This is a genomic window from Paenibacillus sp. T2-29, from assembly GCF_052921365.1.
On record NZ_JBREVE010000002.1, the window covers coordinates 50,020 to 74,954 of the forward strand.

General features: G+C 42.7%; 22 protein-coding genes and 2 pseudogenes. 6 read left to right on the top strand and 18 right to left on the bottom strand.

What is annotated here, in order from left to right; translation table 11 throughout:
• Position 1: 1 nt before the first annotated feature.
• Both ACU1JV_RS05900 and ACU1JV_RS05905 read right to left on the bottom strand, forming a co-directional pair.
• Positions 2-1,591 carry an amidohydrolase gene (locus ACU1JV_RS05900; RefSeq protein ID WP_064963874.1) on the bottom strand — a complete coding sequence of 530 codons (1,590 nt, stop codon included), beginning with the start codon at positions 1,589-1,591 and terminating at the stop codon, positions 2-4.
• Positions 1,592-1,638: 47 nt separating this feature from the next.
• The gene (locus tag ACU1JV_RS05905) at positions 1,639-2,337 is read right to left on the bottom strand and encodes a 4'-phosphopantetheinyl transferase family protein (RefSeq protein ID WP_102163283.1); all 699 of its coding nucleotides are present in this window, start codon (positions 2,335-2,337) and stop codon (positions 1,639-1,641) included.
• A 226-nt stretch (positions 2,338-2,563) separates the two neighbouring features.
• Here ACU1JV_RS05905 and ACU1JV_RS05910 point away from each other — a divergent pair, with 226 nt between their 5' ends.
• The gene (locus tag ACU1JV_RS05910) at positions 2,564-4,030 is read left to right on the top strand and encodes an RICIN domain-containing protein (protein ID WP_264216330.1); all 1,467 of its coding nucleotides are present in this window, start codon (positions 2,564-2,566) and stop codon (positions 4,028-4,030) included.
• A gap of 108 nt (positions 4,031-4,138) precedes the next feature.
• Here ACU1JV_RS05910 and ACU1JV_RS05915 read toward each other — a convergent pair whose 3' ends face one another.
• Positions 4,139-4,654: an acyl-CoA thioesterase gene (locus ACU1JV_RS05915; protein ID WP_014599583.1), complete on the bottom strand. Its 516-nt coding sequence runs from the start codon at positions 4,652-4,654 to the stop codon at positions 4,139-4,141.
• A gap of 99 nt (positions 4,655-4,753) precedes the next feature.
• Positions 4,754-5,302 (bottom strand): helix-turn-helix domain-containing protein, encoded by a 549-nt coding sequence (locus ACU1JV_RS05920; protein ID WP_025676412.1) that lies wholly within the window; start codon positions 5,300-5,302, stop codon positions 4,754-4,756.
• A gap of 279 nt (positions 5,303-5,581) precedes the next feature.
• Here ACU1JV_RS05920 and ACU1JV_RS05925 point away from each other — a divergent pair, with 279 nt between their 5' ends.
• The 3 genes from ACU1JV_RS05925 to ACU1JV_RS05935 all read left to right on the top strand — a co-directional run bounded on the left by ACU1JV_RS05925 (position 5,582) and on the right by ACU1JV_RS05935 (position 8,217).
• Positions 5,582-6,820 carry an MFS transporter gene (locus tag ACU1JV_RS05925; RefSeq protein WP_413985833.1) on the top strand — a complete coding sequence of 413 codons (1,239 nt, stop codon included), beginning with the start codon at positions 5,582-5,584 and terminating at the stop codon, positions 6,818-6,820.
• 345 nt (positions 6,821-7,165) lie between these two features.
• On the top strand, positions 7,166-7,891 hold the full coding sequence (locus ACU1JV_RS05930) for an AzlC family ABC transporter permease (RefSeq protein WP_337682232.1): 726 nt from the start codon (positions 7,166-7,168) through the stop codon (positions 7,889-7,891).
• The gene (locus tag ACU1JV_RS05935; protein WP_413985832.1) at positions 7,888-8,217 is read left to right on the top strand and encodes an AzlD domain-containing protein; all 330 of its coding nucleotides are present in this window, start codon (positions 7,888-7,890) and stop codon (positions 8,215-8,217) included. The genes ACU1JV_RS05930 and ACU1JV_RS05935 overlap by 4 nt, the downstream gene beginning before the upstream one ends.
• Positions 8,218-8,259: 42 nt before the next feature.
• Here the strand turns inward: ACU1JV_RS05935 and ACU1JV_RS05940 are convergent, their stop codons facing one another.
• From ACU1JV_RS05940 to ACU1JV_RS05985, 10 genes are all read right to left on the bottom strand, one after another.
• Positions 8,260-9,981, bottom strand: coding sequence for an ABC transporter ATP-binding protein (locus ACU1JV_RS05940; RefSeq protein WP_058829276.1), 1,722 nt, complete (start codon positions 9,979-9,981; stop codon positions 8,260-8,262).
• 24 nt (positions 9,982-10,005) lie between these two features.
• Positions 10,006-10,617 carry a response regulator transcription factor gene (locus tag ACU1JV_RS05945; protein WP_058829275.1) on the bottom strand — a complete coding sequence of 204 codons (612 nt, stop codon included), beginning with the start codon at positions 10,615-10,617 and terminating at the stop codon, positions 10,006-10,008.
• Positions 10,618-10,667: 50 nt separating this feature from the next.
• The gene (locus tag ACU1JV_RS05950; protein ID WP_058829274.1) at positions 10,668-11,447 is read right to left on the bottom strand and encodes a hypothetical protein; all 780 of its coding nucleotides are present in this window, start codon (positions 11,445-11,447) and stop codon (positions 10,668-10,670) included.
• A gap of 217 nt (positions 11,448-11,664) precedes the next feature.
• Positions 11,665-12,966 (bottom strand): radical SAM protein, encoded by a 1,302-nt coding sequence (locus ACU1JV_RS05955; protein ID WP_413985831.1) that lies wholly within the window; start codon positions 12,964-12,966, stop codon positions 11,665-11,667.
• A 17-nt stretch (positions 12,967-12,983) separates the two neighbouring features.
• Complete coding sequence (locus tag ACU1JV_RS05960; RefSeq protein WP_058829609.1) at positions 12,984-13,676, bottom strand: ABC transporter ATP-binding protein; 693 nt, start codon at positions 13,674-13,676, stop codon at positions 12,984-12,986.
• Between the two features lie 242 nt (positions 13,677-13,918).
• Positions 13,919-14,653 (bottom strand): ABC transporter permease, encoded by a 735-nt coding sequence (locus ACU1JV_RS05965; RefSeq protein ID WP_413985830.1) that lies wholly within the window; start codon positions 14,651-14,653, stop codon positions 13,919-13,921.
• A gap of 14 nt (positions 14,654-14,667) precedes the next feature.
• Complete coding sequence (locus tag ACU1JV_RS05970; protein ID WP_413985829.1) at positions 14,668-15,375, bottom strand: ABC transporter permease; 708 nt, start codon at positions 15,373-15,375, stop codon at positions 14,668-14,670.
• Positions 15,372-16,295, bottom strand: coding sequence for an ABC transporter ATP-binding protein (locus ACU1JV_RS05975; RefSeq protein WP_413985828.1), 924 nt, complete (start codon positions 16,293-16,295; stop codon positions 15,372-15,374). The genes ACU1JV_RS05970 and ACU1JV_RS05975 overlap by 4 nt, the downstream gene beginning before the upstream one ends.
• Positions 16,296-16,437: 142 nt before the next feature.
• On the bottom strand, positions 16,438-17,337 hold the full coding sequence (locus ACU1JV_RS05980) for a sensor histidine kinase (protein WP_228392891.1): 900 nt from the start codon (positions 17,335-17,337) through the stop codon (positions 16,438-16,440).
• Between the two features lie 167 nt (positions 17,338-17,504).
• Positions 17,505-18,224 carry a response regulator transcription factor gene (locus tag ACU1JV_RS05985; RefSeq protein ID WP_014599581.1) on the bottom strand — a complete coding sequence of 240 codons (720 nt, stop codon included), beginning with the start codon at positions 18,222-18,224 and terminating at the stop codon, positions 17,505-17,507.
• Positions 18,225-18,387: 163 nt separating this feature from the next.
• On the opposite strand from ACU1JV_RS05985, the gene yhbH reads away from it, so the two are divergent.
• Positions 18,388-19,554 carry a sporulation protein YhbH gene (yhbH, locus tag ACU1JV_RS05990; protein WP_013370159.1) on the top strand — a complete coding sequence of 389 codons (1,167 nt, stop codon included), beginning with the start codon at positions 18,388-18,390 and terminating at the stop codon, positions 19,552-19,554.
• Positions 19,551-20,993 carry a SpoVR family protein gene (locus tag ACU1JV_RS05995; protein WP_413985827.1) on the top strand — a complete coding sequence of 481 codons (1,443 nt, stop codon included), beginning with the start codon at positions 19,551-19,553 and terminating at the stop codon, positions 20,991-20,993. The genes yhbH and ACU1JV_RS05995 overlap by 4 nt, the downstream gene beginning before the upstream one ends.
• 67 nt (positions 20,994-21,060) lie before the next feature.
• On the opposite strand, the pseudogene ACU1JV_RS06000 reads toward ACU1JV_RS05995, so the two are convergent.
• The 4 genes and pseudogenes from ACU1JV_RS06000 to ACU1JV_RS06015 form a co-directional block, all read right to left on the bottom strand.
• Positions 21,061-21,977 (bottom strand): annotated as a pseudogene (locus ACU1JV_RS06000) (WD40 repeat domain-containing protein).
• 125 nt (positions 21,978-22,102) lie between these two features.
• Positions 22,103-23,686, bottom strand: coding sequence for a sensor histidine kinase (locus ACU1JV_RS06005; protein ID WP_413985826.1), 1,584 nt, complete (start codon positions 23,684-23,686; stop codon positions 22,103-22,105).
• Positions 23,683-24,369, bottom strand: coding sequence for a response regulator transcription factor (locus ACU1JV_RS06010; RefSeq protein WP_264216341.1), 687 nt, complete (start codon positions 24,367-24,369; stop codon positions 23,683-23,685). The genes ACU1JV_RS06005 and ACU1JV_RS06010 overlap by 4 nt, the downstream gene beginning before the upstream one ends.
• A gap of 92 nt (positions 24,370-24,461) precedes the next feature.
• Positions 24,462-24,587, bottom strand: a pseudogene (locus tag ACU1JV_RS06015) (AroM family protein); the annotation flags it as partial.
• Positions 24,588-24,935 lie beyond the last annotated feature (348 nt).

The window sequence follows — 24,935 nt, forward strand, 5'->3', positions numbered from 1 at the left end:
CCTACGACCGATATGCAACTTGCCCGTTCACAACGGTCATCCGTACCTTAACATCCAGTAAAGCCTGGTGACTTTCCGATACATCGCGGTCAATAACGGTAAAGTCAGCAGCTTTGCCTTCAGCGATTGTCCCTCTTTCATTAGCTTCCCCAGCGGCTACTGCGCTTCCCATAGTAAACAGATGAAGGGCTTCGTGAACATCCAGCTTCTCAGCTGGAAGATAACCTTCATGCATTTCTTCCGGCTTGGCGCGAGTCACTGCCGCATGTATGCCCAGAAATGGGTTTAATGGCTCAATCGGCGCATCACTGCCTCCAGCGCACGGAATGCCTGCTTGCAGCAGCTTTTTCCAGGCATACAAATATTCGCTCCGTTCTTTCCCAACTCGATCCAGCACCCAGGGAAAGTCACTGGCGACAAAACGAGGCTGGATGTCCGCAATCAGTGGCAGCTTCGCCATTCTTTTGACCAAATCAGCCCTTAGCACCTGCCCATGTATCAGACGATCCGGCAACCCGCTTTCCTTCGTTGGTCCATGAGCCTCCATCGCTGTCAAAATCATATGCGCCGCTTCATCTCCGATGGCATGTACAGCCACTGGAAAGCCTGCGGCTCTGGCTGCTGCCACCATCTGATTTAGCTCTGGCTGTGGTTGGATGGCCATTCCACACGTATGTGGAGCATCACTATAAGGTTTGGATAATAAAGCCGTTCTTCCACCAATAGCGCCATCAGCAAACATTTTAATCGCACCGATTTTGAACCACTCATTTCCGGTACCTGCACGCAGCTCCTGTACTTTCACTTCTTCCATAAATGGATGATAGATGAGCTGGTGTGTGCGAAATGCAAGACCTTCTTCTCTCAGCTCTCTGTAAATTCGCTGCATTGTCTCCACGCTGCCCAAAAAACGTAAATCCTCCGTATGCGCAGCAGTCAGCCCCAGCCGTAGCGCATCCAGACAAGCTCGCCGGATCGTATCCTTCTTCACCGAATAATCCGGCTCTGGCTGCACGCTTGTAAAGGCAAAGGATGCTTCCTCATAAATTAATCCATTTAATCGACCCTCTGCGTCCCGTCCATAGGCTCCTGAAGCCGGATCAGGAGTGTTCTCATTAATACCTGCACGCCGAAATGCCTCTGAATTAGCTAAAAACGTATGAAAACACGTACGGGTCAGATATACCGGGTGCTGATCTGTAATAGCATCTAGCTCAGCTATATTCGGAATTTCAACAGGATTAAATGCATTTTCGTTCCAATTAAGACCTAAAATCCACTCTCCCGGCGGTGTTACAGCGACCCGCTTGCGCAGCATAGCCAGCATCTCGTTCTTGGAAGTAGCTGATGTTAAATCCAGCATAGCTAGCTTCATACCATGCATAGACAAATGCATATGGGCATCGGTTAAGCCCGGCAGTACATGGGCTCCCTCCCAATCCACGGTTTCATACTCCTTACCAGATAACTGCAATTCAAGCTCCCGAGCATTTCCAATGGCCTGTATGCGGCCATGCTGTACAACGATGGAGTCTCCTTTGGTAGCCCAGTCCCCATATAACCTGCCGTGCTTGAACAAAACGAATGTCAACGCCACTCATCTCCTTTTTTCCAACTATACGCTTGATCTGCTGCATATTACGCCAGGGTTGCTACTTCCAAACGTAGTGTATTTATATCTACCTGCTGTACCACCTGTGCAAAGTCATCATGAGCTGCACAGACAGCCATTTTATAATCTGGGTCTAGCTCATACTGCTTAAAATGACAATACTCCGTAGTAAAGCCCTCTGTCGTGAAACCTATAGACGGTTGTGTTTCCAACTCGAATGAAAAAGACTTTAACGGAAGCGTTAGCCCCTGTCCTTCGGCCTTCACAAAACTTTCCTTAAGCGTCCAAAGATCGTAAAAATAGGATAAACGACTCTCTGCATCCTGATGCATTAATGCATCATACTCTGTGTCCGAGAAGCACACCCTGCCTACTTCAAAATCAATAGGACGGAGCTGTTCAATGTCAATGCCAAGCGGATGATCATCGATAGCGCATACTACCCATTTTCCCGAATGGGAAACATTAAAATGAAATGCCGGCGCATTCAACAAGGAGGGCTTGCCAAAAGCATTGTATGTAAACTGAAGGCTGGCATTCGGTATTTTTAATTGTCGACAAGCCAACCATCTTAACAACACATCAGCGTATAACCCCCTCAAAGCGTCTTCCCGATGTAAAAAACGATCCAACTTGTGCTGTTTTGCCAGCGAAACCCGATTTACCAGTAATTCGTAATGATTCTCAGCCTCTGGCTTGCTCGTATCAATCGCGTATATTTCCATGGTCGCCTCCCGTATATCTTAATGAATATAATACGTTTATAACACTCACCATTCGATTGAAGTCTGTCAAATTTGGATGACGCTTGCCATATACATGGTCAATATACTACTCTAGCACTTTCAATTCAATATGGATACAATTGGGATAAGCAGCCCTTCAAAGCTACTTCATAGAACCCACTAATGAAAGCGCTTTAAAATAACACATACAGAGGAGGACGAAACAATGAAATATGATTTTGCCCGCTTGCTGTGTATTATGCTCACTATTTTGCTTTCGTTAAGCATTTTTCAGATGTTCTCACCTAAGATTGCTTCAGCTGCTTCAGCGAATGTTGTGAACGGCATTCAGTTTAAAGATACAGATGGAAACGTGGTCCATGCCCATGGGGGCGGGATGATCAAAGTGGATGGTTATTATTATTGGTTTGGTGAAAATCGTAATCCGAATGGAACGTTCAAGGCGGTATCCGCTTATCGTTCCTCGGATTTAAAAAACTGGGAGTTTCGTAAAAACGTGCTGACCAGCAGCTCGGCCGTAGAGCTGAATGTATCGAATATTGAACGTCCGAAAGTGATTTATAATGAAAAAACGCGTAAATACGTATTATGGATGCACAAGGAAAACGGGATTAATTACAACGAAGCCCGAGTGGCAGTTGCCTCATCCGATACTGTAGACGGAGATTATACGTATCAGGGCAGCTTCCGTCCGCTGGATTATGATTCGCGCGATATGACCGTATACAACGATAACGGTACTGCATACCTGATATCGGCTACCCGTGTAAACGCGGATCTGAACATTTATCGCCTGACACCGGATTTTCTTCAAGTTGAATCGCTGGTGGCTACACTCTGGCCAGGACAATATCGTGAAGCTCCGGCGATGTTCAAAAAAGGAGACGTCTACTTCCTGATTACATCCGGGGCAACTGGCTGGAATCCCAATCAGGCCAAGTATGCTACTGCGTCCAGCATTGAAGGAACCTGGAGCAATACGATGAACTTCGGGGACGGGACGACTTACGGTTCACAGTCGGCCTACGTCATTCCTGTTGAAGGTACGCAGACGACCTCGTATCTGTATTTGGGCGACCGTTGGGCTGGGGCGTGGAGCGGTCCTGTGCAGGATTCGCAATATGTGTGGCTGCCACTGCGTTTTCCAACTGCAACTTCATTGGCCATGGATTGGTTCGACAGCATTAACGTTGATACCGCCAGTGGTGTGGTTGAGGGCGTAACTACGCCGATGGTCATCGACCCGGATGCTTATTATCAGCTGGTAAGTCGCAAGAGCAACAAGCCGCTAGGCATCATTGGCAATGCGACGATAGACGGAGCAGATCTAGAGCAGCGTGCGAATTCCGGAGCACCAAGCCAACAATGGCAGCTTAAGGATGCAGGCGGCGGATACTATAAAATTGTGAATCGGAACAGCGGGAAGCTGATTGGTGTTGAAAGCGGTGCTACAGCGGACGGCGCAGTGATCGAACAGTGGAATGATGGAGGCTGGTCCAGCCAGCATTGGCAGCTCGTATCCGTAACCGGGGGCTATTACAAGCTGAAAAATCGGGCAACTGGCAAGCTGATCGACATTTCCGAAGGCGCCACTGGCGATGGAGCCAAAGCCATTCAATGGGGCGATAATGGCGGGACGAATCAGCATTTCCGTGTAGTTAAAGTGGAATAGCTCAAATCCTTACCAAAAGGAGCCGTCATCCGAACAGATCTTAGTGATCGTAACGGAAAAACGGCTCCTTTTTACGCAAAAACGATAAGATGGGTGATGTCTAGTACACTACACTTCCCACGGAAAATCTGTCGTCAGAAAACTGGCCAGTTGCTTGCTTTCTTCCCTCCGCTGACGCCGTATGGCTGCGCGCGATGGAGCTGTCTGGTGTAATTGTATTTGCTCCTCTGTTTCTGGAATCACCTGTGGGACGGTCACTTTACGATTGTTCTCGTCCAATGCCACAAAGGTCAGGAAGGCGGTGGCTGCAATTTTGCGGTCGCCAGTCATTAATCCTTCGCGAATCACTTTTACGAATACCTCCATCGAGCTGCGGCCTGTCCAAGTTACGAACGCTTCCAGCGTGACAGAATCGCTCGGGTGGATAGGCAGCAAAAAATCCACCGAATCTGTAGAGGCTGTAACTGTGTTCGTACGGCACAGCTTGGCGGCAGCTATAGATGCGATATCGTCGATATACGACATCAATCGGCCTCCGAAGAGCGTGTTATGATTGTTGATATCGTTGGGAAATACTCGGGACGTCTTAAAGCAGTAGGTTTCTCGGATGTACTTGCTTTCCATGGGTTCTTTCCTCTCTTTTCCTCGTTGCTCTCTTTTTATATCTCAGGATTTTGCAGAATCCTGTGTCGAAGTCTGTTGTAGACTATGTTAATCATCCCACTAATCCGCATAATAAATCAATACATAAAAATCGGCATCCTCATCCGAATCATTACGATAGGTATGAAAATCAGATCCTTGAAATTGCACGGCGTCCCCTGCACTCAGTTTGAGCTGTTGCCCCTGCATTTCAAAGTACATTTCCCCACGGATCATGAGAATCGTTTCCTCTCCCAGATGCTCTTCTGCCTTGTGTGTAAAGCCTGGCTTCAGACTTACCGTGAATACCTCGAACTTCTTTTCCGAGTGATACGGGAAGACAGGGTACACAAAATAGTTACCATCCTCATCAATAACTGGATGCAAATCTGCTCTCCGAATCTTCGTGATTTGCGGCGGGTCTTCTTTAAGAAAGGTCGAGAAGGATACGTGCAAGCCGTTCGCAATCTTCCAAAGCGTGGTTACCGTAGGATTGGATTTCCCCTTCTCAATTTGAGCCAACATCCCTTTGCTAACCCCTGTCAGTTCAGCCACCTTATCCAAACTAAGTCCTCTAGTCTTCCTGATTTGAGCCAAATTAGAACCAATAATATATTGCATTGAATCCACCGAATTATACCTCCTCATATCCAAAAGTCTATATATGAAGAATACACAAAAGTACCCGCTGTAGCTACAATTTACTCTATTATGGTCAGGTTCCTCGTTTACTTCAACATGCCAATTAAAACATTGACATTGAATATAAATGTCCTTAAACTTCACTTATTAAAATGTTTTTCAAAACTATTGTAATATCTTGAAAGGGGTTGCTATCCTATGTCTTTTCTGTTTCTGAACACCCAACAGGTGAGAAAATCAACGTTAACTATCTAGGAGGGACTAAATTTGAATCCGCAAACCCGCAAGTCCCGCCACATGTACACGATGCAGCTGGCGACAATTTTTATTGGCTTTATTGTATTTGGTATCTCGGAAAATATTAAAGGCCCTGCCATTCCACGCATTCAATTCGACTTCAATCTGGATGAACAGCAGCTCGGAACATTGTTGTCTCTAAACGCACTTGGGTATTTGATTGCCTGCTCGTTCACCGCCGTCCTTGTCCGTAAGTGGGGAATCAAGGCGGTCAGCATTATTTCCTTTGCTTCCATGATCATCTCGGGAGTGTTCATTTATCTGTCGCATACGTATCCATTCTTCGCCTCGTCCTACTTCTTGATGTATATCGGGAACGGCATGCTGGAGATTGCACTCGCAATTTTGGGGGCGAGGATTTTTGTAAAAAATACCGGCACGATGATGAATTTGTCCCACTTTTTCTATGGGCTTAGCTCAACAGTCGCCCCTTTGCTGGCGACGGGAATCATGTCACTGACGGTATTTGGACATACGCTGGACTGGCGAGGGATGTATCTGGCTATGTTGTCGCTCTGTCTGCTGCCGATTGTGGCCGCGCTGCTCAGCACCTTCCCGGGAGACGATCTGCAGCATGAGGAACGGACCTCACTCAAGACCCTAACCCGCGATCCGGCACTCTGGATGATGGTAATGATCCTGTCGTTTGGAGTAGTCTCCGAGCTCGCAGTTGGAGGCTGGCTAGTTAACTTTTTAGAGAAAGCGTATTCATGGAGTACAGTAAAGGCGTCCAGCATGCTCTCCGCGTTCTTTCTTACCTTCTCGTTGGGGCGCCTGTTGCTTGGTCCGCTCACAGACCGAATGGGGTTTGTGCTTTCGACGATTTTATTCTCCGCCTTCTCAGCGATATGTACGTTCGCAGCAATCGCGGGTGGGGAGAGACTGGCGTTTCTCTTTGCCGCATCGGGTGCAGGCATTGCAATGATCTATCCGACCGTGATGGCGTTCATTGCACGGAGATATCCTAAGGACAGTGATACAGCTATTACGTTCGTCGTCACGCTGATGGGCATAGGTAGTGTCATTGGCAACTATGTGATCGGCTGGGTAATCGAAGGAGTCAAGATAGTCTACGGCGCAACCACTGAGCTTGGCATACTGCGCGGGCTTCAGGCGGGATATGGAGTTATTGGCCTATGCGCAGCCATCTGCGCGGTCTCGGGAAATATTCTCTACGGATATCTGAAAAAACGGCAGGAGCTTATATAAGCCACCACTTTAGGGTTGTCCCATAAGTCATGAACTGACTGGGGCGCCCTTTTTTTACGAACTCCCCGTTCAGTCAAAACAGTCCTTGTATGAACACATCCGAGCTGCTTTGACTAATCATCAGCTTTTGTCCGTTTGCCATTTTGAAGGGCTCAAGGGCAATTCTCCTGTAGTCTACTTTATTAGACTGTTTCTGATTAGAAGAGTGTGGCCGAGAGTGTACAATAAGACTACGTGTTCGCTATAGGAGATATTCAATATAACATACAAACGTATAATATATTGATACTTTACAATTTCCGTTATATACTATTATAAAATTTATACACTGGGGGTAAGGTTGAAATGTCCATAGCTTCGGAGTTGAGTGGAACAAAGCGCGATTCACTCAGCTTTTTACAAGGGGTTAAAGATTGTATTCCTACACTGCTTGGTTATGTATGTATTGGATTCGCGGCAGGCATTGTGGGCGCTTCATCAGGGGTTAGCACCATGGAAATTGGTCTGATGTCAGCGCTTGTATACGCAGGTGCCTCCCAGTTTATTATGTGCTCGATGCTGGCTGCAGCCAGTCCTCCATCTGTCATTATTTTAACGACATTTATTGTGAACGCCCGCCACCTGCTGTTAAGTGCATCATTGGCTCCTTACTTTTCTAAATATTCACTGTGGAAAAACATAGGCATCGGTATCCTTTTAACGGATGAATCCTTTGGGGTAGCGTCGGATAAATTGGCTAAAGGCGGGCAGGTCAGTGACCGCTGGATGAACGGACTCAATATTACAGCTTATCTCGCTTGGATTGCTTCCTGTGTGGCTGGTGGAGTGCTCGGGAATTGGATTTCCCAGCCGGAAGCTTTTGGTCTGGACTTTGCCTTACCTGCAATGTTTCTGGCCCTACTCATTTCCCAGCTCCAAAGTGTCCAGACCTCCAAACTCAAGCATCGCCTGCTGCTTGTGCTATGTATGGCCGTTCTAATGTACCTTTTATCCTGGTGGGTGCCATCACATATCACCGTCATTGTAGCGACCATGATCACCGCAACGATTGGAGTGTTAACCGACAAATGAATATTAATCCCAATGTGCTATATATCATTATCGGTGCGATGATTGTCACAGCCATCCCAAGGATCATTCCTTTTGTCGTGCTGCAAAAACTGACGCTACCCAAGCCCGTGTTGCAGTGGCTGTCCTACATCCCCATTTGCATTTTCACGGCACTGGTCATGGAAAATCTGCTCGTACGAACCGAAACCTCGGTCACTCTTAATGGGCAAGTGCTTATAGCGGTCCTTCCTACGCTGGTGACCGCTTTGTGGAGTAAAAATTTGCTGGCTACTGTGGTTGTCGGTATTGTGAGTATGGCTGTAGTTCGACTTTTGTGGATGGGGTAGATCAAAAAAGGGTGTAGAACTAACTATAGTTAAATAGTGAAATCAAGTATATATAGGTTGTGTCTGATTTATTGAAGAATCATTTACAAATTTATATAAATGATAAAAATAACCTTTATTCTCTATTAAATAATCAAAGGAACCTTCTTCTACTACTCTTCCATCTGACATAACAAATATCTTATCATATTGCTGCAATGCAGCTTCAGACAAACGATGCGTTACTACCAAACATGTAATAGTTTCGAGACCTAATATCACCTCTTCAATGGCATTCGCCGTTTCACTATCCAAAGATGAAGTTGCTTCATCAAGGAGTAATAACGGTGTTTGCCTAATTAAGGTTCTGGCAATCGCAATTCTTTGTTTTTCTCCCCCTGATAGCCTCCCTCCTTTTTCACCAATCTGTGTGTCCAAACCATAAGGCAATTTATCGATTAGTTTATTAAGCCCAGAGGCACTTATCACATTGGATAGAATCTCATCTTGGAACGATTGATACATTGTAATATTTTCTTTAATACTTCTATCGAATAAAAAAACGTCTTGATGCACAACCGATTCTAACCGACACCAATCCTCAGCAGATATGAACTTTAAATCCAAATCATCTACATAAATAATTCCATCATAATCATCATATTGTTTCATTAGGAGCTTAAGCAAAGTAGACTTCCCAGACCCGCTAGGCCCTACAAGGGCATATTTTCCCCCTTTATTCAAAACCATGTTAATATCATGTAAATTTGGGTGATTTCGGGCATAACCAAAGCTCACATTTGTAAAACGAACAGAGTGTTCTATTGATGTTTTTTTTATATATTGGTTACCATCCTGATCTTCGTGTAAAATTTCTAATATTTTAGCCGAAATATCACGCAATGCCCTAATTTGAGTTATGTATTGAATACTCATATATACTGGATTGACAACTTTATTAGTCAACTGTACACAAGCGATCATAGTACCTAGTGTGATAGCTCCTCGAATAGATAAAAAACTGCCAACAAGAAATACAGAGATAAACATTACTCCTCCAAATACATCGCTCAATGAGCTTACATAAGCATTTAATTTAAAAAATAAATACTTATTATTTTCAACGAGCGTATTATTCAAACGAAATTGCTGCTCCACATGTTGCTCTACTCCATAGCTTTTAATAACAGCAAATCCAGAAAAAATATCATTTATTTTTATCGTAAATTTTTCTAAAGCATCTGCAATATTTCGTTTTCTGGCTCGGATTTTTTTTTCAAAAATACGTGGAATTAAAATGGATATTAGTGTAAGTAAAAGTAATATAACAACAATACTAGGACTCAAAACAAACATAGCAAAAAGAGCCGCCAAAAACGAAACTCCTGTGCTGGTCAAAGAAAATATATTTTTCAAGTAATCATCCTCAATCATTTTAATATCATTATTCATGATCGAAATGTACTTTGCACTATGGTTTGAAGTAAACTGAGAATGGTCTTTATATAGAATATGTTGGAAAACAATCTCTTTTAAAAACAACACTGTCTTACAGAGATAAGAAGATTGCGATAAATTGGAAAACATTTTTACGAGAGAGTTAATTATAATAAAGCCTATTGCAATTAAGGAAGTTTCAATAAACTGCTTTTCCCCCTGCGATGTGGCGGTGTCTATTAAACTTTTGAATATAAAGGCTAGATAAATATCGAGCAAACTAGCGAGACTGATCATAAAAATGACTACAAAAAACCTATATTTATATTTAAATAGAAATAAAGTCATTTTCCTGCCTCCAGAAAAAAGTATTCACACATGAATTACTCCTTTAGACTTAGCTGCCATTACTGCCTCAGTTCTTGTATGAACGTTGAATTTACTAAATATATGTGTCAAATGATATTCGACTGTCCTCTGGCTAACATATAAAAGGGCTGCTAGCTCTTTGTTGCTTTTTCCTAATGCTAACCCTTCTAGAATTGAGCGTTCCTTAGGGCTGATTAATATATCATCATATTCTGGAATGGTATGTAAGCTTCGAAATAATTCCATTGGTAACGTAGCCAATCCATCTAAAGCATTACGAATGGTCCGCATCAATTGTGCCGATGTAGCTGTCTTATACACAATGCCGGAGATACCAAGTTTCAATAACTGCTTTATTTTGGGAGACTTATGGTTTGAAATGCTTATTATTATTGGTCTATCTCTTCTGTATATGGGCTCCAGCTCATCCAAACTAATTAATTCTATATCACAAACTAATAGTTGATAATCCTCAAATATACCTTTTTCAATAAAATCAGTATACGATCTAAAAAAAAATGCATACATGTCCTTTTCCGGCTCAATCCATACTTTGAGTTTGTTTTGCCAAGCCAATTGATTTTCTATGATTACAATGGTATTTATATCGATCATCCCCTTGCCTCCTAGAGCTAAAAATAAAGGCTCACTGAATGTAAGCCAATTTATTTACCATAAATTTCATACCTTTTTGAATTAAATAATAAAGCTGCAAAACTTCCTGAAATTATTGTAACAATTACATTCATTACGACTGAATCCCAATGAATTGTTTCTTTAATGTCGGGAAAGGTTGGACGATTGGAAAAGGTACTTATTGTAAGCATATTGGCGTACTGTTTAAACGATTCTAGTGATGATGTTCCAATGCTCCAATGCCAAGACCCTTTTATAATTAAAGCAAATTGAAAGCCGATTACTGCAATAAAAATAAAGGCAATCAATAGGTGACCTGTTGCTACCTTTTTACTCACCCATTTTGCTAAAGAGATTGCAAACCCCATCAATGAAAGCCCACTTAACATTCCAAAAAACTTTGAGCAAAATAAATATAAAATACCTTCGGAAGGACTAGTTGACTGCACAATGCGCGTTAAGTATAACCCTTGCGGATTAAGAAAAATCTCTATGAGAGTTGCCCCCCATACAACCATAATTCCAATTAAAAATACTATTGATTTAATAAAGAATAGACTTGATGTTTTGAGTGGTAGCATATGATTAAGTGTCATTTTTCCTAAAAAAAACTCATTGTAAAAGTCCATAAATATGTAAATGGGTATCAATATCCCTATAACCATATTGATTAGTAGATAAGAGAATGCTAATTGTTGATGATTATTAATTAAAAAATGAAGACTAAATATACCGCTTAAGATCGTAAGAATTGCAAACACCATAAAATGTCTTTTGATTTCCACTTTAAATATATGAGAAAATAACATATTAAGCCCCTTTTCAATGAAATAGCCGCCTGTTTAGTAAAAAACAGGCGGTAATACAGAAGATTTTGTTTAAACATACAAGACACAAGAATTTTTGTTATCTACAAGACAAAATGCAGGAGTTACAGAGTTCATTACTTTTTGAGGTTTTACAATCCACCGCATTCAACTCACCTCCTTTCAAATATATTAATAGCTATAATTAAATTTTCCAGATTTATTGATGGCGAAAGTTAAACGTAAGCATTTCCTCTAAATTATATTTAAATTCTCTACAAACAGGCTGCTTCTCTTCACTTTCAAATGCTTGCTGAGCGCATCCTCCACCACATAAAGGTAAAACATTACAATCTCTACATTTTTCGAATTTGTAAGGAGAATAATCCATCCATTTGTTAGAATTAAGTTGTTCAATACTAAAATTTTCGCTAATATGTCCAATTAAATAGTTCTTATTTCCAACAGTATTCCAACACTTCTGAATACCTCCATCTGGCTGAATGACCATAGAGTTAGCTGCGATTGCTGCGCAAGCAACCGGTTCATACTGAGGATAGTAAGATATATTCAATCCTTTTTCTAATGCGCTTTCGTATAACTTTATTATTACCTTTGAAAAATCTTTATTCGCATAACAACTGCTGTTGCTGACGCACCCCCCTGCACTATACTCAGTAGTTGCTGAAAAATAAATGCTTACTTTCTCTTTGAAAAGTTGCCTCCCCATATATTCCATATACTCATTCATAAAATGAATATTATCCAAATCCACATTTGTTCTAATCGTAATGTGGATAAATTCACATGATTTATTAATATTTTCTATTATCTTATCAAAAGTGCCTTCTTTATTAGCTAATATCCTTCTTTGATCGTGGCTTTTTTTTGACCCATCTATTGTAATTTGAATTCTTTTAACACCTAATTCTTTCAATTTCTTAGCCCGGTCAGGTGTAAGCAAGTATCCATTACTTACCATAAAATGATCAATGGATATTTTATTTTTATTAGCGATAAAGTTTATACGCTCCATAAGACTGGTTATATTTTTAAATTCAAGTAATGGTTCACCACCTGTCCAATTCACTATGATGCGTTTAAAATGTAATTCTTCAATTGACTTTTCTATATAAGTCAGAATTTCATTCTGTATTTTTTGAGAAAAAGCTCTCTTCCCTGATTTAGACGTCAAATTTTCAAAACAATAAGAACATCTAAAATTACAGCTAAATGTAGGCAAAATAGTTAAGTTCAAGGTCTGATCTTGGTTTCTAAATATCTTAAACTGTTCCTCCATCTGGTCTAGTTCTTTTATGGGCTGAACATATAGGAACTGACCTTGCAGTAATTGTTCTTTCTCTGTACAATGTTCAAGATAGTCCATATCTTTTTGAATAAAGGCATTATACAAATCCTTATGTAATTCACCGAATCCATTCGATAAGCTGTTATAAATTAAATAACTTTCCTCATCCGAATCATTTAATAGCAAATATTCGTTGTAAGATGAAATTTGCAAGATTACTCCTCCTCATCTTAGATCATAGACTTGAATATTTCCTCTATAGACTGTTTATATTCGTCTCTTATATCTCTTACATTTCCTTGTAGCAGTATCTTTCCGTCATTCACAAATGCTACATCAGTAAATAATTTTTCAACATCATTAATTAAGTGAGTACTTATAATAACCGCACTAGTAGGATCAAAGTTATCAAGTATAATTTGTATAATCTTATCCCGTGTAGAAGGATCCACAGCCGCCAAAGGTTCATCCAAAATATACAGCGCTGCTTTCCTTGCAAAAGCCAAGGAAATACTTAATCTTTCCTGCATTCCTTTAGATAAAGATTTAATTTTGTCGTTTATATCCAAACCCAATGATTTCACCATTTTGTATGCTAAACCTCGGTTAAAATCGACAAAAGAATGTTCAAAAAAAGCAATAGCTTGCTCGATGGTCATCCACTGGTAAAGAAATTCTCTGTCAGGCAAATAAGAAACGATCTTCTTCGTTTCAACACTAGGTTTCAAACCTTTAATACGAATTTCACCTCTATAATCCCTCAGCAGAGATACGATGAGTTTCATTAATGTCGTTTTCCCTGCTCCATTAGGGCCAAGAAGTCCTAAGATAGTTCCAGGCTTTATTGAAAGAGTTAACGAGTCAAGAGCTTTTTTACTACCATACTTCTTTGTAACATTATTACAATTCAATATATAATCCACCAATATACCAACCCCTTATAGAGTATCCTATAATATTATTTAAAACTTTTTTATTTTCACATTTTTTCCAAAAGGAGTGCTCTTTCTTCTATATATTACTATCTGATTTGAAAGTAAACAACGCAATTTTTCCGCAAGATTTTGTCGTTATTTTTGTAATCATTGTTTATTTCAATTAACTTGTCGACTGAAAGGATCACTTAAAACGGATACTTATGAATTACAGCCTCATGATATCCTAGCTACAACCAGTCCCTATTCACAAACATTTTTCTTCCACCATATAGATAGGCTAAAAACGTAAAAAGTACAATCAAACCAAGACCATAAGGCTCCACTCTGGGAGCATAGCTCGCTGTTTGCGGCAACATAATATAATAAGGAATCGTAAAGGGAAACCATGCTCCTATAGAAGAGTGAAAGCCTGTCATAACAATATTAGGCACTACACAGCAAATAGCCATTCCTAGTGAAGCTCCGAAATTGCGGATTTTTACCGAAAGCATAAGCTGGAGGGCTGCCAATGGAAGAATTCCGAACCACCCTCCCCATCCGGTAGAAAGGACGAGAGTCCAAGGGATTTCTCCTGGAGCACCTGCTATATACCCACCTGCAAAATATCCTACTATGAATGTAAGCTGATCAAGAAACAGTATGAGAATGAGCAATATATATTTTGCATAATAGATTCGCTGACGGGGATACGGGCTGCTCAATAAAATCTTCCATCCCCCATCTCGATGTTCGTATGCACACAAAAGAGAAGCAATAATTCCACAATAAAACGGATAAAAAAACATCGAGTGAAAATGCGCCGCATAGGTGTATAACATTAACCAGCTAGGCTCATAAAACTGCTTCAAATCGTTCAGTTCCAGGACTCCCATTAAAGAATTGATAACCGCATCCAATATAATGAGAATCCATACCATGACCCATTGAAGCTTCATCGCTTCCACGCGTAAAATGGATCCCATGCAGATTCCCCTCTCTATTTGAATTCATGCTTTGTAAACTGTAGAGTACCGAGTCCTGTGAAGATGATCCCTGCACCTAAAGCAATGACCACCCACATTACGTATTCCTTAATCAGAGGACTTGATAGTGCCGGATACGACCAAGGTAATAATTTAATCCAAAAAATACTTGTTCGTGCCAAAAACAAACTGGCAATAGAACCAAATATGCCAAACGCTAACGGAAATGCCTGATTAGTAAAAAGGGTAGACCACCAAAGTTGAATTGCAAGTACAGGCAGGGTAGCCAAGCTGGCATTAATCGGCTGCAGCAGCATAACTCGCCAAGGAATGGGCTCGTTTGTATACAACACCCAGATGAGACTCATCCCTGCTATCGTGATCAAGGCGGTGCCAAGCTGCAAAATCACGATCCACACTATTTTGGATACATAAATATAGCTTCTAGGAACAGGCATGGCCATCAACTGCTTCCATGTTTGAGTATCGTGCTCTGTACCTGCCATTATGCTTGCCAAAAGTGTACAACCAAGCAACATCACAAATGAGATGAACATAAACATAACGGCAAAACCAGCATAGACCCCGCCTGGCCCCTGGCGAAAGTAGAGATACCATTCCATGGCAGTCATTCCTGTAAGAACACAGCCCTGTATTAGAGGAAGCCACCAGCATATTTTTTTCAGCTTATATCCTTCCGCCTTGATAACTTGGAGTATCATAAGCTTCGCTCCTTACCAGTCAGCTCCAGGAATATTTCCTCCAATGTTTTTTTCTTCTCCCTTACCCGGTAGACGGGGTGATTGTGCTCCACCAACACTTTGATCATCTCCGATGACTGCTCACGGTCTACTATAGGAGTTATGACCTCTTTTTGCTCCATGGATTCAGCTCCGGCAATCCATCCATGCTGCATCAGGGCTCCAGCAGCCTGAACAGGATTTTGGGTTTCAATGAATAATTGAGGCTTGCTTTTGTCTGTAAGTTCTTTCATCGTTCCCTGGAAAATCATTTCCCCTTGATTAATAATCCCTACATAGGTTGCGATCTGTTCGATTTCACTTAATAGATGGCTCGAAACTAATACCGTCATTCCGTAAGCATCAGGCAGGCTCATAATTAACTCCCGAATTTCCTGAATACCGGACGGGTCCAAACCATTCGTCGGTTCATCAAGAATCAACAATTTGGGATTAGCAATCAACGCCATGGCAATTCCTAGCCTTTGTCTCATCCCCAAGGAGTATCCTTTTACCGGACGATACGCATCCTTGCTTAATCTCACCAAATCCAGCACTTTATGAATTTTTCGAGTCGGCAACCCACGCATCGTTGTAACGATTTCTAAATTTCGATATGCGGACAAATGGGCATAATAGGCAGGTGATTCAACCAAAGAACCCACATCTTTTAATATTTCCATGCGATGATCCTTGAGCTTTTTCCCAAAAATCTCAATATCCCCGGATGTGGATTTAATCAGCCCGAGTAGCATACGAATCGTGGTTGTTTTCCCCGCCCCGTTTGGTCCCAAAAATCCGTAAATTTGCTTCCCAGGTACCTGGAGATTTATTTGTTTGACAAATTCCCTTTTTCCAAAACGCCTGGTTAGCTGACGTGTACGTATTACATATTCAGACATTTCCTGCTCTCCTCTCGACTTTTAATGCTGAAGTTAGTTACATACAGTTTACTGAAAGAAAGTTAACATCAAGTAAACAGTTCCTAAACAACAGGCAAAAAAACGAGCGAACTCCAAAATGTGAGGGAGAGATGTTAAAGAGTTACATATTCAGTGGCAACGTAATTTCTATTCTGGTACCCTCTTGACTTCCCGGAAGAATATGAAGCGTTCCGTTATGGGCTTCAATAAAGCTTTTGGCAATAGGTATCCCATGCTCTTTGGAAGGTGTCATCTGTATAAATTCAGTTGGATTCATTCCTATTCCATCATCTTCGATAGAAATATGAAGCTTATCGCTCTCTTTGTTTACTTCCATTGAAACATGTGTACCTGGAGGATTATGAATGATTGCATTCATCAAAAAATTTTTCAACGCTCTACCTAATAATTTACTATCGAAGGGCACGACACATACTGCCTCCAATGACATAAAAGAAAATTCGTACTGCTCGGCCGAAGGATGGTTAGCGATATCTATGACCGTATTGCGGAGAAACTCCACAATGTCCTCCTTCTTTAACTGGATCGGCAAGGCACCCTCCTTGAGCTGCATAGAAGCATTCAAATCCTGAATCAACTGCTTCATTTCCGTCACTTTCTCACTGATAGCCATACTAAAGCTTCTTTTTTCTTCCTCGGACCAATCATACTCTTGAGCAGTCAGCATGGCTGCATATCCTTCAATATAAGATAAAGGTGTTTTGAGATCATGGCTTACACCTGCTACCCACTGCTGTTTTCGCTTTTCTATTTCCATTCTCTCTTCCTCATTGCTGCGCAATTGAGCAGATAAGATGTTCATTTGTTCAAAAACTTCTTTATACAATTGATACGGAGGCTTATAATTATTGCTCTGATTTTTTTTGCGCTCTGGCAGTTCTAGCTCACTTAGCGGCGCTTGGAATTCCCCTGTTGCTATATTTCCAATCCATTTAATTACATACACCAAGGGTTTGCCTATATACCATCCATAGACAGCTATGAACACAATGCTCTGCACGATTCCAAGTCCTATCCAGAAGAGATCAATATTCATATTATGAGATGTACCAAATGTACTTTTTATAAAAATATATATAACAGTGCAGATAAGAAAACAAAGAACATAGGCTAGTGCAAAACATAATGTTACTTTTATAAAACGAAAGGATATCTTGACCAGAGAGTTCATTCTTGCTCCCCCCTCTTGACTGATATCATTTTATAACCTAGCCCTCTTACATTAACTAAAAATTGCGGGTGCTTGGGATCAGGTTCTATTTTTTTTCGCAAACGAGAGATATGAATGACTACTGTCTTTTCATCACCAAGGAAGGTCTCGCTCCATATTGCTTCGTATAGCTGACGCACACTGAATATACGGTTAGGATGCTTACACAAAAATACCAGCAGTAGCCATTCACGTGCAGGACAATCGACCTCTTGGTCTTGCACATACAATGCACCTGATTCCAGCTCCAGACAAAAATATCCAAAATCTAAGGTTTGTAAAGCAGGCTTCATATCCGCTGTTGTCACATTTCGATACTTCATTCGAGCTTTCATACGTGCAACGACTTCCAACGGGTTAAACGGTTTGGTGATATAATCGTCCCCCCCAATACCAAATCCCATTAATTTGTCCAGATCTGTATCTCTTGCCGTCAAAAAAAGAATAGGAACTTCCGTGTATAGACGCATCTGACGACATACCTCAAATCCATCGTTATCAGGGAGCATAACATCAAGCACAATCACATCAATACGAGATTCCATCACGATTTGCAGCGCTTCTTGGCCCGTGGCTGCATGCTTAACATGAAGAAATCCTTCCTTTTTTAATACTTTTGTCAGCATATCTCGCAGTCCCTGTTCATCGTCTACGATAAGCACTGCAATTTCTTCCATAACCAAGGTTCTCCATTCTTTTTTTACATTTTTTACTTTCATTATAAAAGCAAACGGGCAGAATTTAAATCGAGTTCCATCACATATCGTACATCCCCGTGAATATACTTAATAACCAACAAGGCCAAACTGTGCCGTGTATCCACTTGGGGGGTGCCTAACAATGACGGAACCACGCCAGCCATATTCATTCGTCGTATCCCGCGAAGATTGGTCGCTGCATCGCAAAGGGTACCAGGACCAGCAACGCCATCAGCAGAAGGTCAAAGATGTCATTAAACAAAATCTACCCGATCTGATTACGGAAGAAAATATTATAATGTCGGACGGTCAACAGATTATCAAAGTGCCCATTCGCAGTCTGGATGAATATCGCTTCATTTATAACTACCAAAAGCAAAAGCATGTAGGCCAAGGGGATGGCGACAGTCAGGTGGGAGATGTCATCGGACGTGATCCTGCTTCCCAAAAGCCAGGTAAAGGTGAGAAAGCAGGCGACCAACCGGGACACGATATTATGGAAACAGAAGTCAGCATAGAAGAACTCGAAGATATGCTGTTTGAGGAAATGGAATTGCCGCATTTGCAGCAAAAAGATAAGGATCAAATTGAGGTTGAATCTATCGTATTCAATGATATACGCAAAAAAGGCATGCAAGCGAACATTGACAAGAAACGAACGATTCTCGAAAATCTGCGCCGCAACGCGCGTGAGGGGAATCCGGGCATTCATCATATTAGTCCGGACGATCTTCGCTACAAAACATGGGAAGAGAAGACCATTCCCCAATCCAATGCGGTAATTATCGCTATGATGGACACCTCAGGCAGTATGGGATCTTTTGAAAAATATTGCGCCCGCAGCTTCTTTTTCTGGATGACCCGCTTTTTGCGTCGCCAATATGAAAAGGTGGAAATTGTTTTTCTTGCGCATCATACCGAAGCCAAGGAGGTTACGGAGGAAGAATTTTTTACTCGCGGTGAAAGTGGCGGCACAATCTGCTCTTCTGCCTATTTGAAAGCATTGGAGATTATCGACAAGCGCTATCCTCCTTCGACTTATAATATTTATCCCTTCCATTTCTCCGATGGCGATAACCTAAGCTCAGACAATGAACGGTGTGTGAAACTAATCGAGGAGCTTATGAAGCGCAGCAATATGTTCGGCTATGGAGAAGTGAACCAATATAATCGCAGCAGTACGCTGATGTCAGCCTACAAGAATATTAAAACGGATCAGTTTATGTACTATGTCATCAAGGAAAAAGGTGAGGTATACCAAGCCTTACGTACCTTTTTTCGCAAACGGGAAGGGGGGACGGTAGGATGAGCACCGATCAGAAAGAGCTTGAGTACACGATATCAGAAATTATGGAGATTGCAGATGGATTCGGGCTCGACTACTACCCGATGCGGTATGAGATTTGTCCGGCGGATATTGTATACACATTCGGGGCGTATGGTATGCCCACGCGCTTCAGCCACTGGAGTTTCGGAAAAACATTTCACAAGATGAAAATGCAGTACGATTTTGGATTGAGTAAAATCTATGAGCTGGTCATTAACTCCAATCCCTGCTACGCTTTCCTGCTAGATGGAAATTCTTTGGTGCAAAATAAACTGATTGTCGCCCATGTACTGGCACACTGCGATTTTTTTAAACACAACGCCCGCTTCTCGGCCTCCAACCGCAATATGGTAGAGAGCATGTCTGCCACCGCAGAACGGATCAGCAGCTATGAAATGGAGTACGGCTCAAAGGCCGTGGAATCCTTCATTGACTCTGTACTGGCGATTCAGGAACATGTAGACCCACAGCTCATCAAACCAAGGCATCTGGATAAACAACGCTACATGGAACTCAAAATCAAGGAGCAAAAAGAACCTAAAAAACACCAGCGTCCCATCGGACCTTACGATGATCTGTGGTCACTGGACACAGTAAAGCAGCATGATTCAGCCGAGGCCGAGGGTATTAAGGTACGCCAGTTCCCACCGGAACCTGAAAAAGATATTGTCTGGTTTATTCAGGAATTTTCCGAGGTATTGGAGGACTGGCAGCGGGACATCATGACGATGCTGCGGGACGAAATGCTGTATTTCTGGCCCCAAATGGAGACCAAAATCATGAATGAAGGCTGGGCCTCCTATTGGCATCAACGGATTGTCAGAGAACTGGATTTGACTGGGGATGAAACCGTTGAATTTGCCATGCTGAACGCCTCCGTTGTGCAGCCTTCCAAGCAAAGCTTGAATCCATATTATTTGGGATTGAAAATATTTGAAGATATTGAAAAGCGATGGGATAACCCGACCCGCGAGGAGCAAGAGCGCCAAGGACGCAAACCGGGCGAAGGTCGAGCTAAAATGTTCGAGGTGCGAGAGTTTGATTCGGATACCTCCTTTATACGCAATTACATGACCAAGCAACTAACGGAGGATTTGGATCTGTACGTGTTTGAAAAACGGGGACCGGATTGGAAAATTACCGATAAATCCTGGGAAAACATACGGGATCAGCTTGTGTTCTCACGTGTAAATGGAGGCTCCCCTTATATCGTTGTTGAAGACGGAGATTATCTGCATACAGGCGAGTTAAAGCTCAAGCACCAGTATGAAGGCATTGAACTGGATTTAAAATATATGGAGCGTACGCTTCCGTATGTATATCAGCTATGGGGGCGCACCGTTCATTTGGAAACAATGATTGAAGGTAAGCTCGCCTTATTTTCATATGACGGTAAGAAACATCATCGCAAATTTGTATAGTGATACACAATCGAATAACCAGCCTAATTAAAAAAGGTGCATTCCTAAGAAGGAAATGCGCCTTTTTTTACTGCTTTTTCTTAAATTCGACGATGTAGCTCTGATTCAGTTGTTTTCCACCTTCCGAAATGTTCTGGTACATGGATAAAAACCGGGCGGAAGGGCTCCACACTGTTGGACTGTCATAGGACTGGATATCGGTCGTAACGGGAGTGGTTTTACCCGTGGATTGGTCAAACACATACAACCCTCTCATGCCTTGCTGATCCTCATCATAAATGGAAAAAGCAAGCTTGGACCCGTCGTTGGACCAGCTTCCACGACTCATTAAAGTCCCTTGACCCACGATCCCTTTCTCTTTGCCTTGTTCATCCAAAATGATCATACGAGCAGGTTCGGATGTATTCCATTTCCGCTTTTCAATGGCAATAGATTTACCATCAAGCGACACGGCAAAAGACATGGCCCCCTCTGCAATGGTCACAGGTTGAGGATGATTGAGAGTGAACCGATTCAGCACCGGATACCCTTGTTTATCATTGCCTGTATAAAATATGGCGTTACCCACTTTTTCGACATGAGCAATTAATTCTGAGTGATTTGGATCTTGAAAACTCAATTCTTCAGCTTTGCCGTCCAGTCCAATCAGATGTATCTTACCGTCTGGTGTACCTGTAATGAGATGATCCTTATCGCCCCAGCTCACTTCGTTAGTCATGTCCAGCTGGCCAACCGATGTAACCTTGCCGCTGCTTAGCTCTAAGATATAGCCCTGAATATCATACTTGCTGCTGGTGCTGCCCTCCCGGATGTTGGAATTGTCTCTCCTGCGCTTTTTATGCCGCAGCCGCCTAGCAATCCTCCAGCGATCAAGCCAGTCATGAGCAATCCTGTGACTTTGTGTCTGAAAAAGCGTGCATAAGGATGTTTGAGACGAGGAAAGCCGTTCTTTTGCCCATGGCTGTCTAGGTTTTTCTTCATCATGTACAACGGCCCCCTTGTTAACGTTACCCCCAGCTTAATGCCTGAACATCTCGTGAATACATCGAATTGTTTCCAAATTGTAAATAAGACAACATTTCCAGTTCTATAGCTATCGAGCGGTCCAACTACTGGAAGCCATCGTGAACCAACAGGGGTAGCCTGAGCGAAAATTCATTGCCACTTGCACCTGAATGACCAGTGCCATTTTCCAACCCGGTTTCGTCTGAAGCTGTGAGCTGCAACTCTCCACCCATGCGCTCCGCCAGTCTGCGTGCCAGAGGCAGGCCAAGTCCCGTGCCACTGTCTTGACGAGAACGATCACGACTTAAGGTAGCAAACGGCTCAAAAATCATGTCCCATTTTTCCCGAGGAATCCATGGACCGGAATTGCGTATATACACTATCACGGTGTCCTTTTCCACTCGATTAGATAACGTAATCCAGCCTTCGTCCTGATTGTATTTTACTGCATTATCCAGCAAATTCAGCACAATATGCATCAGATGCTTAGGGTCTCCACACACCTTGGCTGGAATGGTATCCATCGAAAAATTCAGTCCACGCGCCGCAGCTTTCCCCCGGATTCGGCTACCTGCATCTTCGAGCAGCAAATGCAGCTCCACTTCCTCCGTATGTAATTCAAAATCATATTTGTCCAGCACAGATAGTCTCAGTGAATCCTCGACAAGCTCATACAACCGTTTGGTTTCCTTACCGATACTTTCTCTGGCTTCACGCACCAATTCGGGATCATCCCCATACATATCCAGCAAATCAGCGTAAGCCTGAATAGAGGTCAACGGAGTCTTCAGTTCATGGCTGATATTGCCAATAAAGGTCTTTTGCTGCTGCTCTAGCTCTCTCAAACGCCGAACCGCTTCTTCCAGCCGAAGCTTTTCATTTTCGAGCGCGATAATACTTGCCCGGATCACATAACTCATCTGGAGCATCCCTTCATCCAGCCTTCCCAGCTCGTCCTGCCGTCGCAGCAATCTGGCTTCTGGATAGTGCCCTGCCGAGATCTGCTCAGAAGCGTGAGTCAGTCGTCCGATGTCCCTCGTCTGGCGGCTGACATAGCCTAAGCCAAGAATAAAACTTAAGACCAGCACCGCACCTCCTGTCCATAAAAACAAGCGGGCAATGTCCTGGTAAAACTGCTGCTGTGCTTCTATTGAGCTATGAAGCTGTACCACTCCCAGCAAGCCGTCTGGACCTTGAAGCGGAGCTAGATAGGTCACTGAGCTACCTTCTGTAATATACGCAATTTTCCCTTGGAGCGCATAAGAAAGCGCCTGGCCGACATCTGTTCTATAAGCCAGTGGCAGAGAATTTCCGACCTCATGTCCCCGGCCATCATATAAAATAACGCGCATATTACTAGATACGCCGAGCTCCACGGCAAGCTGCGGCGCTTGCTTTTTCATGAATTCTTCGGGTGATTGGCCTGCTCCCAACAGGTAAGACTGTTTGACGCGCATTTCCACGATTTCCGCCTGACGCTTTAAGCCGCGTTCCATTTGATCTGTCTGATTGGCACGAATACCAGTAAGCACGAGCCAGCTCAGCACACCGACAGTAAACAGCAGTAAAGCCGCCAGGACCAGCGGAAATTTCCAGCGCAGGCTCAAGCCTGTACGCTTATGTTTATCCTTCGGTGGGTCAGTAGACTGCAGGCTTTCTTGTGAATGGAGTGAATGATGCTCGTTCACGTCATTTTCTCCGCCTTATAGCCGATTCCATATACGGTCTGCAGCATCGACTGGTGCGGTTCCAATTTTTTGCGCAAGCGCTGAATATGAATATCCACCGTCCGCGTTCCTCCCACATAATCAATGCCCCATACTTGTTCCAACAGATCGTCCCGTGTATACACCCTCCCAGTATGGGACACCAGCAGAGCCAGTACATCAAACTCCTTGGGGGTCAGATCCAATGCTTTTACTCCGAGTTCGGCCGTTCGGCTAGATGGACGCACTCGTAATGGACCCAGTATTACCTCCGTTCCTTCCGGCGCAGGTGCTCCTTCTCGTTCCAGTCTCCGTACTAATGCCTTAATACGTGCGAGCAGTTCTCTCAGGTCAAACGGCTTGCTCATAAAATCGTCTGCTCCCAGCTCCAGTCCAAGCACCTTATCGACGATATCATTTTTGGCGGTTAGCAGTAGAATACCAACGCCCTTCCGGCTTTCCAAACGGCGACACACCTCATATCCGCCCAGTTTGGGCATCATCACATCCAATATAAGCACATCCGGGTGGAACAAATGTACTTTTTCCAATGCATCCTCCCCATCCACGGCAGTTTCCACCAAAAAACCTTCCCGCTTTAACGCATAGGCCAGTGCATTCCGGATACTCGCCTCATCGTCCGCTATCAGTACTCTTTTATCCATGTACTTCCCTCCCTGCCTCAAAAAACGTTCATGCACATATCATCGGTTATGCCAGGCATAGTTGCCAGGCGAGCTTCAGCCGCTGCCCCAAGTGCCTTCACCAGCTCGGCCGGTTCTTCCAATGCCCTTTCTACGATAGGGGCTACATCTGACCGAAGGGATTGTCCAATCGTAATCATTCCAAGCTTATACATCTTGAATCCCTGCTTTCGCTTCATTTTATTTTACGCTCCTGATGACAAAGGGCAAGCCTGCCGCCTGCCCTTATCAGGTGTTTCCATAAGATAGGAGCTTAAATTGGAATGAGCAGGCTATTGGCCGTTCCGAAAGTAGCTGAAGAAATCGCAGTTTTCACCAATTGATGAGTTTTAGTTTATGTTAATGCAACTTTTCTAGTATAACAATGTTCATTTCGGCCAAAACATGGATCTTTTTCTTGTGCTCACAGGATAAAAAAACAAACTTATAGCGCTATTATCATTTTTTAATGTCGATAAATATAACACACCATACTAATCTCTTTCTCTCCCAGCCCTGTGTTTTGAAGTGTCTTACCTGTCCGTATA